This is a genomic window from Chryseobacterium sp. JV274, from assembly GCF_903969135.1.
Taxonomy (GTDB): domain Bacteria; phylum Bacteroidota; class Bacteroidia; order Flavobacteriales; family Weeksellaceae; genus Chryseobacterium.
The window spans coordinates 23,240-36,175 of sequence record NZ_LR824569.1 but is presented as its reverse complement, the minus strand read 5'-3'; the positions used below and the strand labels follow the sequence as shown (position 1 = coordinate 36,175).

Here is a 12,936-nt window from a genome sequence, read left to right as displayed (position 1 = left end):
TATTGTATATAGAAAATGTTTTATCTATTGGTTCCGGAACTCCATAGTGGAGTATAATCTCCGTAGATTACCAGATTTCCGTCATTTTGTACGGAAAGCTTATTCGCTCCTCTGCGGGAAGTATTTGAACTCCAGACAGGTTTATTATAAGAATCATATACAACAAGGTTTCCATCAGCTTGAAATTCAGCTCTGCTTCCTTTGTTATCTGTTCCGGCTGCCCAGATTACATCACCGCTATCATAGGATAAAACCAGATTTCCATCATTTTGGAAACCTAAATAATAGTTGCCATTAGGAGAAAATACTTTTTCACCTTTGCGGAATCTGTGTCCTGTATTTACATTACCATTTCCGCGACCGAAGCCATTATTTCTTCCGCCATTTTTTAAATCGCTTTTTGACGCCCATAAAGGATTTGAACCATTATAAATCACAAGATTACCGTCATCCTGAACAGTTAACCTTTCTGCTCTTCTGCCATTGGTATTAGAACTGAAAGCCACTCCGTTTCCCGGAGTATAAACTACTAAGTTTCCATCCTCCTGAAAAACTGCTCTTACTCCCTTATTATTTGTTTTGGCATCCCACATTGAGGCACCAGCTCTATTGTATAAAACAAGGTTGCCATCATTCTGAAAAATCAGATAATATCGGTTGTTACTTGCCCAATACTTTCTGTTTTGCTCTAGGCTCTGACCCGTATAAATGTTTTGTGCATTGATTAATAATCCACCAAACACCATCATTAATGCTAATAAATGTTTTTTCATTATAATTACTTTTTGATTGATTGATAATTTTCTAAAATTATGCCAAAACACCTCAATATTTCAATACAAACTCTAATCAAATGATTTACTGGAAATTAAATTATATAAAAAAAGCGGCTTTAAGCCGCTTCATATTTTTTACCAACGATTTCCGCCGCCTCCGCCACGGTTGTTGTTACCACCACCATAGCCTCCGCCACGGTTGTTGTTACCACCACCATAACCTCCGCCACGGTTGTTGTCGAAGCTTCTTCTTGGTTTTTCTTCTCTAGGCTTAGCCTCAGATACGTTTAGAGCTTTTCCGTTGAATTCTTTTTGATTAAGAGCTTCAATAGCCTGCTGTCCTTCTTCATCACCCATCTCTACGAAACCGAAACCTCTAGAACGACCAGTTTCTCTGTCTGTAACGATTTTAGCTGATGATACATCACCAAATTCTGCGAATAGATCGTGCAACTCATACTCTTTAGTTGCGTAATTGATGTTTGAAACAAAAATGTTCATTTTAAATAAATTAAAAAATTAATAAAAATTTGGTATATAAAAGAAAAACAACATAAATTAATGAACAAATATTGATTCCAAATATAAACGTATGCAAGATACAATTAAAAATTTCAAATCAAAGCTTTTTTTACATATTTCTCACATTATGTTGAATCTCAAAAGTTAAAAACAACCAAACAATAATAAAACATGTTGATTTACAAGTGATTATATTTGTAAATTCATTATTATAAAATTAGTTAATTTTTTTTAAATAAAAAAATATTAGACATCTATAACTTTGATAATCCACAAGATAGAATTATATTCATAAGATCTCTTACTAGCTGGATTCAATAAAAACATCAATTAAATGTCAGAAAATGAAACAATACACTACTAATTATATGAACACCTTTATTGAAACAGCCGAAGCCTGCCCTGTTTCCCAGGCCAGGCCTGCCTTTGATCTTCTCCTTTAGTTAAAAGATATGGATTCGGAATCCATCATAATAAAGATAAGAAAGTTGCCCTGTTCCCTATAGAAAGTAAAGAATATCAGGATTTCCTGAATGACACTTCTGCCACAAAAACAAAAGCCATGCGCTCCAAAAGAAAATGATTGAGAAAATGAATCATTATTTTCAGATCAATAAATGCTATTCTTTTGAAAACATCAGCTTTTAACACTAAATTTGTGCTACAAATTATTAAAAGATATGAACTACCATACCAGAAAATGGGTAAAACCTGAAGACTTAAATCCTAATCACTCTCTTTTCGGAGGAAGACTCCTTCAATGGATCGATGAAGAGGCAGCATTATATGCCATTATCCAGTTGGAAAACACAAAAGTGGTAACCAAATTTATCTCAGAAATTAATTTCGTAAGTTCTGCTAAGCAGGGTGACATTATAGAAATAGGAATTGAGGCAACTCATTTCGGTTCCTCCTCTGTTACTTTAAGATGTGATGTACGAAATAAGATGACTCACCAAACCATTATTACTGTAGAAAAAATCGTAATGGTAAACCTGGATGCGGAAGGCAATCCTTCTGCTCATGGCAAAACCCAGATTGAATTCGTAAAAGACAGGTTAAACAGCAGTCTATGAAAATTTTCATAAAAAATATGGTCTGTAACAGGTGCATTGCGGCAGTAGAAACCATCTTCCGTAATGCAGATGTAAAAACAAGCGTCGTCTTATTAGGTGAAGCAGAAACAGAAACTGAAGTTTCTCCTGAAAAAATGCAGGCCATAGAAAAAGAACTGCTTAATACTGGTTTTGAAAGAATTATGGATTCTTCACATCAGATTATTGAAAAAATCAAAAACCTGATCATTATAAAGATCAGCGACCTTGATATTGCTGAAGACTTTCTGCTTTCAGAATTTTTAAGTTCAAAACTTCATAAGGACTACAGTGCACTTTCAAAAACATTTTCACAAAACGAAAATATCACCTTAGAACAATTCTTTATTCTTCAGAAAATTGAAAAGGTAAAAGAGCTTCTTCTCTATAATGAATTCAACCTTACTGAAATTGCCGGAAAGCTTGGCTATAAAAGCGTTCAGCACCTTTCATCCCAATTCCGAAATATAACCGGATTCACCCCCACTGAATTCAAAAAACTTAAAGAGCACAACCGCAAAGCACTTGATAATCTATAAGTAAGAACATTTGAGAGTATTTGGGTGAAGGAGTTATATATTACTATTTCATTTACAAATGCTCTCCCCTTGCAACACTCCTATTCCTCCAACCTAATTTTATAACTATTATCCTTAAATTTATAACAACCTTAGCATTCCATTTTGGAAATTTGTAGTATAAATTTAAGAATCATGGAACAACAGTATAAAATACTCGGAATGACCTGTTCCGGCTGCCAGAAAAAGATTTCAAATCAACTGAACAGTGTTAAAGGTGTTCAAGCCGATGTCAATCTGGAAAACAATACCGCAACAATTATCTCTGATCATGAAGTAAAACTTTCAGTTTTAAACGATGCTTTGGCAGAAATAGGAAAATACAGACTTGAAGATCCGAATAATCCAGAGAAAGCCTTTATAAAACCTCAGGACCGGGTATCACCGTCTTCTGTATACTATTGTCCAATGGAGTGCGAAGGAGATAAAGTATATTTCAAACAAGGCGAAAGATGCCCTGTCTGCAAAATGTACCTGGTACCTATTGAAGAAAAACTAGCCAAAGATCCCAATCATAAGCCAACTTTTTCCGCAACCAACCTTCCCGGAAACTTCAAAGACAGTATCGGAAAATACTATTGTCCTATGTTTTGTGAAGGTGATAAAGTGTACGATGAAAAAGGAGACTGTCCTGTCTGCCATATGCATTTAGAACCGATCACAGAAGAGCTTATTCAAAAAGGAGGTTCACACCAGCATCATTCTCACTCCCACGCTCATCATCATGATCACCACAGTCATAACCATGATGCTCCCAAAGTAACTGATGAAATGGCTGGCAGATATTACTGTCCTATGTATTGTGAAGGTGATAAAACCTATGATTCCAACGTAGGATGTCCCGTCTGCGGTATGGATCTGGTAAAGTATCCGGAAAAGAAAACCGCAAAATACACATGCCCTATGCACCCGGAAATCGTTCGTGACGAACCGGGAGACTGTCCGATCTGTGGAATGGATCTCGTAAGAATGCCGGACAGCGGCGATGATGAAGAGGATGAAACCTATAATATATTAAAGAGAAAGTTTATTACTTCATTGGCATTTACCATTCCTGTTTTCATTCTATCAATGGGTGGAATGTTTATCAATTTTCCTTTTTCTCATCAGATTCAGGGATTTATTGAACTTGCTTTAACTCTTCCGGTGATGTTTTATTCCGGATGGTTTCTTCTGAAAAGAGGCTGGGTTTCTTTTAAAACATGGAATCTCAATATGTTCAGCCTTATTGCGCTGGGTGTAGCTGCCGCATTTATTTTCAGTATTGTTGCTTTAGTATTTCCGGATATTATTCCGCATGAAATTCGTGGCCACAATCATGAAATCCCATTATATTTTGAAGCAGTCTGTGTGATTTTAACCCTTGTTATTTTAGGCCAGTTAATGGAAGCTGCCGCTCATAAGAAAACAGGTAATGCCATCAAGGAGCTGATGAATCTTTCACCAGATGAAGCCAACCTTATTGTAAATGGTGAAGAAAAGAAAGTACTACTTTCTCAGGTGAAAATCGGAGATTTATTAAAAGTAAAACCAGGTGAAAAAATTCCTGTGGACGGAAAAATTACTGAAGGAAATTCTATCGTAGACGAAAGTATGATCACGGGTGAACCTGTTCCTGTTGAAAAAAATATAGATGATAAGGTGTCTTCGGGAACGATAAATGGTAATCAGGTATTCATAATGAAAGCTGAGAAAGTAGGTGATGAAACACTGCTTTCACAGATCATTAAAATGGTCAATGAAGCCAGCAGAAGCAAAGCTCCAATCCAGAAACTTACTGATAAAGTTTCGAAGGTGTTTGTTCCCGTGGTCATTCTTATCGCGGTACTTACCTTTATCCTGTGGCAGTTTTTTGGCCCGGAAGGAAAAAGAACCTTATTTGCATTTGTGAACGCTGTTGCTGTTTTAATTGTAGCATGTCCGTGTGCCCTGGGACTGGCAACTCCTATGTCCTTAATGGTAGGAATCGGGAAAGGTGCCAAAAACGGAATCCTGATCAAAAATGCTGAAGCTCTTGAACAAATGAATAAAGTAAATGTTCTGATCACCGATAAAACAGGTACTTTAACGGAAGGAAAACCATCTGTAGAATATATTGAAACAGTAACCGGAGATCAGCATCAGATTTTAAAACTTGCTTTTTCTCTGAATCAAAACTCAGAACATCCACTTTCCAATGCGGTCATAAAAAGAGCAAAAGAAGAAAGTATAACTTCTGAAAAAGTAGATCAGTTTGAAAACATTTCAGGAAAAGGAGTAAAAGGAAATATTAATGGTAAAACAGCCTATTTAGGAAATGAAAATCTGTTGACCTCACATCATATCGCCATTCCGGAAAGTTTAAAACAAAAAGCCGTGCAAGTACAGTCAAAGGCACATACAATCTCTTATATCGCACAGGATCAGCAGGTACTTGGCTTCATAAGTTTTACGGATAAAATTAAAGAAAGCTCCAAAAAAGCAGTTAAACAGCTGATGAGCGAAGGAATTGATGTAATTATGATGACCGGAGATAATGAGCACACTGCCAAAGCCGTTGCCGATGAATTAGGAATCAAACATTTCAAAGCCAACTGTCTTCCGGAAGATAAGCTGAATGAGGTAAAAAGACTGCAGCAACAAGGTAAGATCGTTGCTATGACCGGAGACGGAATCAATGACTCTCCTGCCCTTGCCCAATCTAATGTAGGAATCGCCATGGGAACAGGAACTGATGTAGCCATTGAAAGCGCTGAAATTACTTTGTTAAAAGGAGATATTCTGGGTGTTGCAAAAGCGAAATTATTAAGTGAAAAGCTTCTCAAAAACATTAAAGAAAACTTATTCTTTGCATTTATCTATAATGTATTGGGAGTTCCGGTAGCGGCAGGATTATTGTATCCATTCTTTGGAATTCTGTTATCACCTATGATTGCAGCTGCTGCAATGAGCATCAGTTCCCTCTCTGTGATTCTGAATTCATTGAGATTAAACTCCGTGGATCTGGATAAAAAATAGCATCATGACAAAAGAAAATCTTTACATAGGGTGTTCAGGATTTTATAATAACGACTGGAAAGGGTCTTTATATCCTGAAAATGCCCCGAGTAAAGATTTTCTTTCTTTATATTCAAAAACATTCAACACCGTAGAAATAAATTCTACCTTTTATAGAAAACCCACCTCAAAAACACTTTTGAAATGGTATGATGAAACTCCCCATTCTTTTAGGTTTTTCATTAAGATTCCAAAATCCATTACCCATCAAAACCGTCTTGAAAATTCAAAAGAAGAGATTGCTGCATTCTGCAGTCATATTCAAAGCCATCTGAAGGACAAACTCTCCGGATTTCTATACCAGCTTCCTCCTTCTTTAAAAATACTCCGGAAAATATAGAACATATCATCAGTTCTATTGATCATACGTTTCTGAACGTCATTGAATTCCGGCACAACTCATGGTGGCAAAAAGAAATCTTTGATCTGCTGGAAGATCTTGGTATTGTTTTTTCCGGTGTAAGTTTTCCGGCTGAGCTCCCTGAAGATATGATTGTTAACCATCCAGCCATACTCTACTACAGACTTCACGGTAAGCCTGTCCTTTACAAATCTGAATACAGTGAAACCTTTTTGGATGAACTTGCCGGAAAAATTAAAAACTCCCAGCAAACCGCTTTTATATTCTTTAATAATACCTGGGGAACTGCGGCCATTAAAAATTCCCTGTACTTAAAAAGCATTTTAGAAAAATAATTACCTTTTATTGTAACAATCTGATTCTACACCTAAAATAATTCCCCACTACATGAAGAATATTGAAACACCAATAAATATAGAGAAAAACTATTAGTTTCATATTTATAAATGTTAAAATCTAAAGAAAACCAAATCATAACTCTACAATTCCTCAGGTAATGGAAATACCCTTTAAAATAAAGTTCTTAAAATAAACTTAAAAAGAAAAAACATGTACAGCATGGCATGTAATTTGTTAACTTTCAATTGTTATTTTTAACGATTTTTAACAATTTAAATTCCATTATCTTTATGAGAAAAATTTTTGCGGGAAAGTCAACAAATAAGACTTTTCTCGGGATGTTTGCATTGATGAGTGCAACTTCGGCTTTATTGTATAGCTGTAATTTTAAAAATGAAGTGAATAATGACCCCGTCGTCAATTCACAGGAGCATCCTTCCGCAGAAATAGCCCCCAAAATGGATGATGAAAGCGTAGACCCGGATAAAAGAGTGATCTACCTTACTTTTGATGACGGTCCTAATCAGGGAACCGAAAATCTTTTAAAAATCCTGGATAAAAGAAATGTTTGTGCAACCGCCTTTCTGGTGGGAAAACATGCTTATGGAAGCAAAAAACAAAAAGACGATCTGCTGCTTCTGAAGCAAAATCCTCTCGTAGAACTGGCCAACCACAGCTTTAGTCATGCCCATAACAAATACACCGATTTTTATAAAAATGCTGAATCTGTAGTACATGATTTTGATATCGCCAAAGACAGCCTGAAGCTTTCTGATAAAATAGCAAGAACTCCCGGAAGAAATATCTGGAGGCTTAACAATATTAATGTAACCGATATCAAAGGTTCTACTGCAGCTGCAGATGGTCTTAAAAAGGCAGGTTACAAAGTAATCGGCTGGGATCTTGAATGGAGACCTTCCCAGAAAATGACTTTAAAAGGAAGCCATGAAGCAATGATCAAGAAAGTTGACAGTATTTTCTTTAACGATCTTGAAAAAACTTCAAGACACCTTGTTTTCCTTACTCATGATCAATATCTCAGAGATACAGACTCTATCAATGAGCTGGATCTTTTTATTGAAAAACTGCAGAAAAGCAACAAATTTGTTTTCAGAAAGATTTCTCAATATCCTAAGATCAATGAAGTTTTGAATTAATTTTTGTATAAAAAGGGCCATGTAAAATGTATTCATCGCTGGCAACTGTCAGGGAATTTTCGGAAATTTGCATCTATGAGTATTAAAGAAAATTATAAATCCATAAAAGATCAGCTGCCATCCAATGTTCAGCTGGTTGCTGTTTCGAAAACACACCCCACTTCCGCAGTGCAGGAAGTATACGATCTGGGACAGAGAGTTTTTGGAGAAAATAAGGTACAGGAACTGATGGAGAAATACCCTCTCCTTCCTCAGGATATCCAATGGCACCTTATCGGGCATTTACAGACCAATAAAGTAAAATACATTGCTTCTTTCATAGACACGATACAAAGTGTGGATTCTGAAAAATTATTAGCAGAAATCAACAAAGAGTCAGGAAAAAACAATAGGGTTATTAAGGTTCTCCTGCAGGTAAAAATTGCGGCTGAGGAAAGTAAATTCGGGCTTGAAATTTCTGAAGCGAAAGATCTGTTTCAACAGTATGTTGAAGATCAATTTCCCAATGTTGAAATTACCGGTTTAATGGGAATGGCAACATTCACGGATGATGAGCAACAGGTAAGAAATGAATTTTTAATCCTGAAGAGACTTTTTGATGAATTAGATCAATTAAAAACGCTAAATACATTATCAATGGGAATGAGTGATGATTTCCCGACAGCTATTGAGTGTGGTGCTAACTCTGTGAGAGTTGGATCTGCAATTTTTGGAAGAAGAGACTATTCAAAATAGAATATTTAGGTATAGTTTTTGCTAATAATTGAAACAAAAAATTTAAATTTGCAACTATGCAAAAAATCCTTATAGTAGAAGACGAAAAAGCAATCTCGGGAGTACTTCACAGTATTCTTTCGGATGAACTAACCGATTATGAATTTGTTATCGCTGAAGATGGCCTTGAAGGTTACAAACAGGTAGAAAAAGAAGATTTCGCATTGGTGATTTCCGATATTAAAATGCCTAAACTTTCAGGAACTGAACTTTTGAAGCAAAGTCTCGCATTAAAACCAGAAACTACTTTTATCATGATCTCAGGCCACGCAGATATTGATTCTGCTGTTTCCTGTTTAAAAGAGGGTGCATACGATTTTATCTCCAAGCCAATTGACATCAACAGATTGATTACGAGTGTAAAAAACGCTTTGGTGAAGGAAACCCTGAAGAAAGAAAACAAAAATCTTCAGACTGAAAACAAAACCTTAAAGAGAAAAGTAAATAAAAAATACCAGATGATCGGTGATTCTCCTGCTCTTCAAAAGATTCAGGATATGATCGAAAAAGTAGCCGCTTCTGATGCCAGAGTTCTGATTACAGGACCTAACGGTGCCGGAAAAGAATTGGTAGCCCATGCCATCCACAATCAAAGTGAACGTGCAAGAGGTCCTATGATAGAGGTAAACTGTGCCGCAATTCCGTCTGAACTTATTGAATCTGAACTTTTCGGACACGTAAAAGGATCTTTTACAGGAGCTATTAAGGATAAGCAGGGAAAATTTGAGCAGGCTAATGGTGGTACCATCTTCCTTGATGAGATTGGTGACATGAGTCTTATTGCTCAGGCTAAGGTATTGAGAGCTCTTCAGGAAAGCAAAGTTTCTCCTGTAGGAAGCGATAAAGAAATAAAAGTTGACGTAAGAGTTATTGCGGCAACCAATAAGAATATGCAGAAAGAAATTGAGGAAGGGAAATTCAGAGAAGACCTTTACCACAGACTATCTGTTATTGAAATCTATGTTCCACCATTGGATGACAGAAAAGAGGACATCAAATTGCTGGTTGACCATTTCTCAGGTATGATTGCTGATGAGCATGGTACTGCTGTGAAAAAGTTTGATGATAAAGCTGTTGATGCTTTAAAATCTCTTTCATGGACTGGAAATATCAGGGAGCTAAGGAATGTTGTGGAAAGATTGATTATTCTTGGTGGAAACACTGTTTCTGAAGGTGACGTTGCAAGTTTTGTAAGGAAATAATAAAGCTATTATTTACGATATTATAAAAATTTGCAGTGTTATCACTGCAAATTTTTTTTTTGCCTTATTTGAATTATAAACTATATGAATCTTAAAATATTATGAAATTTTTAAACAAAAACTATACGAAAGAATGCCTGACTTTGGCTCTGCCTGTGATGCTTACTCAGGTGGGGCAGGTTTCGGTCAACTTATTCGATAATATTATTGTCGGAAAACTTTTGGGTGCTGATGCGTTGGCATCCGTTTCATTGGGGAATGCTGTGTTTTTCTCCATATTTGTATTAGCTCTGGGCTTTTCATTTGCGATTCCACCATTGGTATCGGAGGCACATTCAAAAGAGGATCATGCAACGATTAATTCCGTTTTCAGTCATGGATTTATCATCAACATGTCTGTTGGGGTGATTCTGATGGTCATTTTACTTTTGGGAATGCCTCTACTCTATCACTCGGGGCAGCCGGCCAAGATTATTCCTGATACGGTAGGATTCTTAAGTATCATGGTAGTCAGCATGATCCCATTTATGGCATTTCAGACGCTTCGTGAAGTTTCTGAAGGTTTATCTTATACCATTGGAGTTACCAAGGCAACCATTATTGCGAATATCATCAATATTGCGTTAAACTATGTTTTCATCAAAGGACTTTGGGGAATACCTGCAATGGGTGTACAGGGATCTGCTCTTGCTACCTTGATTTCCAGAATTTTCATGGTTGTTTTCCTTTATTTTGTTTTGGTAAAAGAAGAAAAAACAAGACGTTATATCAAAGATTTCTCTTTAAAAATTAAGGATTTCTCGAAGCAAATGTTTGATAAAATGGTGAAACTGGGGCTGCCTACAGCTTTACAGATGTTCTTTGAAGTAACCGCTTTTGCCGGAGCTGCATTTATCTGCGGATTGATCTCTGCTCATGATATTGCTTCTCACCAGATCGCTTTAAGTATGGCCTCTTTCACTTTTAACTTATGTGTAGGGTTTAGTGTTGCTTCCACGGTAATGATCGGTAGAAAAGTGGGTGAACAGAATTTTGTGGAACTCAGAAAGGTTGGAATCAACAACTTGAAGATTGCCTTTATTTTCATGTGTATCTGTGGATTGGTATTTATTCTAGGAAGAAACATACTTCCGACTTTCTTCACGAAAAAAGAAGAAGTGGAAGTTATTATGCTGGCATCAAAACTTATGATTATTGCCGCACTGTTCCAGCTTTCTGACGGAATCCAGGTAACGGCTTTAGGAATGCTGAGAGGGTTGCAGGATGTAAAAATCCCATCTATTTATACTTTTATCTCTTATTGGGTAATTACTATTCCTTTGGGGTATTTCTTCTGTGTTACTTTGGAAATGGGCGCATTCGGAATGTGGATTGCACTCGGATTAGGACTGACAGTATCGGCCGTTTTCCTGGTAAAACGATTTCTGAATATGTCTGCGAAACGAATTAAGCAGAACTCATAAAAATAAAAAAGCTGTTTCAGTATTTGAAACAGCTTTTTTTATATTCGTTAATTTGTAATAAAGCATTGATCTATATTCTCTCGCAGATCTTATTGATTACGCAGATTTTTTTACCATATAAGTGCATCAATCTATTCTCTTTCCTAAAATCTTCAGACTTCTCTCAACGCCATCCAGAATGGCTACATTAGGAAGGCTTCCCCAATCTTCAAATCCGAAATGCCTGAACAGTTTCAAACTTGGCTCATTATGAAGGAAAATGAGAGCTACAAGATTTTTCACTCCGAATTTCCCTGCATTATCAATACAGTACTGAAGAATTGTTTTACCATATCCTTTTCCTCTGCAGGTTTCATCCAGATAAATGCTTACTTCCACCGTTCCGTTGTATGCTGCTCTCTCATGGAATGAACTGAAGCTTACCCATCCGATAATGTCACTTTGTTCATCTTCAACCACCCAAAGTGGTCTTGTCTGAGGATTATGTTCTTCAAACCACTTTAGTTTGCTTTCTACAGAGACTTCTTCCATATCTGCAGTAACCATTCTTGAAGCAATTGTTGAATTATATATGGCTACGATTTTATTTAAATCTGCCAACTCAGCATTTCTGAACTTTAATTTTTCCATTGATGAATATTCAACCTAATTTTATACAAAAATAATAAATTTTTAAAACACACCCCATTTAAATCATACGCAAATTATCAAATTTTAATATTTACAACAAACAACCCCTTGAAAATATTATTAATCTTTAAAAAAAATCCTATTAGAATACGCAAAGGCGCAATGGAATTGAAAGATCTAATATTTTTAAGGCGCAAAGATTTTATCTCTGATAAAATTGAACAGTGTTTATTTTTTAATCACTTACTAATTAAGCAGATTATAATTAAAAAGAAGGGCACAATTTCTTCAACTTGCTGAAAATATTTGATTTTCCTGTGTATTAAAATTAAAAATAGGAATTAAAAAAAACTTTGAGTCTTTGCAATTTTCCAAACAAAACTATTTCAAATCCTTCAAGATTCTATTCAAGCTCCTTACTGTGATTCCGAGATAGGCCGCCATATCTTCTTTTGATATCTGAATATCCTGCTTAGACTGCATTTGCAACAGCTGTTTTAAAGTATGTTCTACTGTATATAACTGCTGATAAGAAGCCCTGCTGGAAGTATTGATAATCCGTTCCGCGAAAGACTCTAAAAGAAGATTGTTTAGGACAAGATCGTTTTTAATCAAAGACCTGAAAGCAGGAATCTTTACGGCATACACCGTAGCTTCTGTGAGCGTTTCAATAGTACACAGACAGTTTATATTCTTAATAAGCTCCACTTCTCCTATCACTTCCCCACTTCCGAGAAATTCTACAATATATTCTTTCCCGTTCTCTTCAACGAAATAACATTTGACAATCCCTTTTTTAATCAACATTACATGGGAAGGCTGATGATCCTGTATTAATATTTTATTCCCTGCAGAAAAAGATTTTAATGTAATATCATCACTACCCTTCTGTTTTTCATACAGCTCGTCAAGATAGTTTAAAAATGTCTGATTTGTCCTTAACATATTTACCCGGGACAAATGTCCTTTGCTTATTGAATTTTTATACTGAATTTTGCGAACAG

General features: G+C 36.0%; 12 protein-coding genes and 1 pseudogene. 9 read left to right on the top strand and 4 right to left on the bottom strand.

The window, feature by feature from the left end; all coding sequences use genetic code 11:
• Positions 1–20 precede the first annotated feature (20 nt).
• Both CHRYMOREF3P_RS00180 and CHRYMOREF3P_RS00175 read right to left on the bottom strand, forming a co-directional pair.
• The gene (locus tag CHRYMOREF3P_RS00180) at positions 21–773 is read right to left on the bottom strand and encodes a hypothetical protein (RefSeq protein ID WP_180563514.1); all 753 of its coding nucleotides are present in this window, start codon (positions 771–773) and stop codon (positions 21–23) included.
• 138 nt (positions 774–911) lie between these two features.
• Positions 912–1,277: an RNA recognition motif domain-containing protein gene (locus CHRYMOREF3P_RS00175; protein ID WP_047384580.1), complete on the bottom strand. Its 366-nt coding sequence runs from the start codon at positions 1,275–1,277 to the stop codon at positions 912–914.
• Positions 1,278–1,761: 484 nt separating this feature from the next.
• Here CHRYMOREF3P_RS00175 and CHRYMOREF3P_RS24120 point away from each other — a divergent pair, with 484 nt between their 5' ends.
• From CHRYMOREF3P_RS24120 to CHRYMOREF3P_RS00135, 9 genes and pseudogenes are all read left to right on the top strand, one after another.
• A complete protein-coding gene (locus CHRYMOREF3P_RS24120) occupies positions 1,762–1,881 on the top strand; it encodes a DUF6157 family protein (RefSeq protein ID WP_317169713.1) in 120 nt (39 codons plus the stop codon).
• A 97-nt stretch (positions 1,882–1,978) separates the two neighbouring features.
• Positions 1,979–2,374 (top strand): acyl-CoA thioesterase, encoded by a 396-nt coding sequence (locus tag CHRYMOREF3P_RS00170; protein WP_077414396.1) that lies wholly within the window; start codon positions 1,979–1,981, stop codon positions 2,372–2,374.
• Positions 2,371–2,931, top strand: coding sequence for a helix-turn-helix domain-containing protein (locus CHRYMOREF3P_RS00165; protein ID WP_180563513.1), 561 nt, complete (start codon positions 2,371–2,373; stop codon positions 2,929–2,931). The genes CHRYMOREF3P_RS00170 and CHRYMOREF3P_RS00165 overlap by 4 nt, the downstream gene beginning before the upstream one ends.
• A gap of 174 nt (positions 2,932–3,105) precedes the next feature.
• On the top strand, positions 3,106–5,967 hold the full coding sequence (locus tag CHRYMOREF3P_RS00160) for a heavy metal translocating P-type ATPase (protein ID WP_180563512.1): 2,862 nt from the start codon (positions 3,106–3,108) through the stop codon (positions 5,965–5,967).
• Positions 5,968–5,971: 4 nt separating this feature from the next.
• A pseudogene (locus CHRYMOREF3P_RS24360) lies at positions 5,972–6,702 on the top strand (DUF72 domain-containing protein).
• 294 nt (positions 6,703–6,996) lie between these two features.
• On the top strand, positions 6,997–7,863 hold the full coding sequence (locus CHRYMOREF3P_RS00150) for a polysaccharide deacetylase family protein (RefSeq protein ID WP_180563511.1): 867 nt from the start codon (positions 6,997–6,999) through the stop codon (positions 7,861–7,863).
• A 75-nt stretch (positions 7,864–7,938) separates the two neighbouring features.
• On the top strand, positions 7,939–8,598 hold the full coding sequence (locus tag CHRYMOREF3P_RS00145; RefSeq protein ID WP_077414406.1) for a YggS family pyridoxal phosphate-dependent enzyme: 660 nt from the start codon (positions 7,939–7,941) through the stop codon (positions 8,596–8,598).
• 56 nt (positions 8,599–8,654) lie between these two features.
• Positions 8,655–9,839 carry a sigma-54-dependent transcriptional regulator gene (locus CHRYMOREF3P_RS00140; protein WP_047384561.1) on the top strand — a complete coding sequence of 395 codons (1,185 nt, stop codon included), beginning with the start codon at positions 8,655–8,657 and terminating at the stop codon, positions 9,837–9,839.
• Positions 9,840–9,940: 101 nt separating this feature from the next.
• Complete coding sequence (locus CHRYMOREF3P_RS00135; protein WP_180563510.1) at positions 9,941–11,302, top strand: MATE family efflux transporter; 1,362 nt, start codon at positions 9,941–9,943, stop codon at positions 11,300–11,302.
• A gap of 126 nt (positions 11,303–11,428) precedes the next feature.
• Here the strand turns inward: CHRYMOREF3P_RS00135 and CHRYMOREF3P_RS00130 are convergent, their stop codons facing one another.
• Both CHRYMOREF3P_RS00130 and CHRYMOREF3P_RS00125 read right to left on the bottom strand, forming a co-directional pair.
• The gene (locus CHRYMOREF3P_RS00130) at positions 11,429–11,932 is read right to left on the bottom strand and encodes a GNAT family N-acetyltransferase (RefSeq protein ID WP_180563509.1); all 504 of its coding nucleotides are present in this window, start codon (positions 11,930–11,932) and stop codon (positions 11,429–11,431) included.
• 381 nt (positions 11,933–12,313) lie between these two features.
• Positions 12,314–12,877: a Crp/Fnr family transcriptional regulator gene (locus tag CHRYMOREF3P_RS00125; RefSeq protein WP_077414410.1), complete on the bottom strand. Its 564-nt coding sequence runs from the start codon at positions 12,875–12,877 to the stop codon at positions 12,314–12,316.
• Positions 12,878–12,936 lie beyond the last annotated feature (59 nt).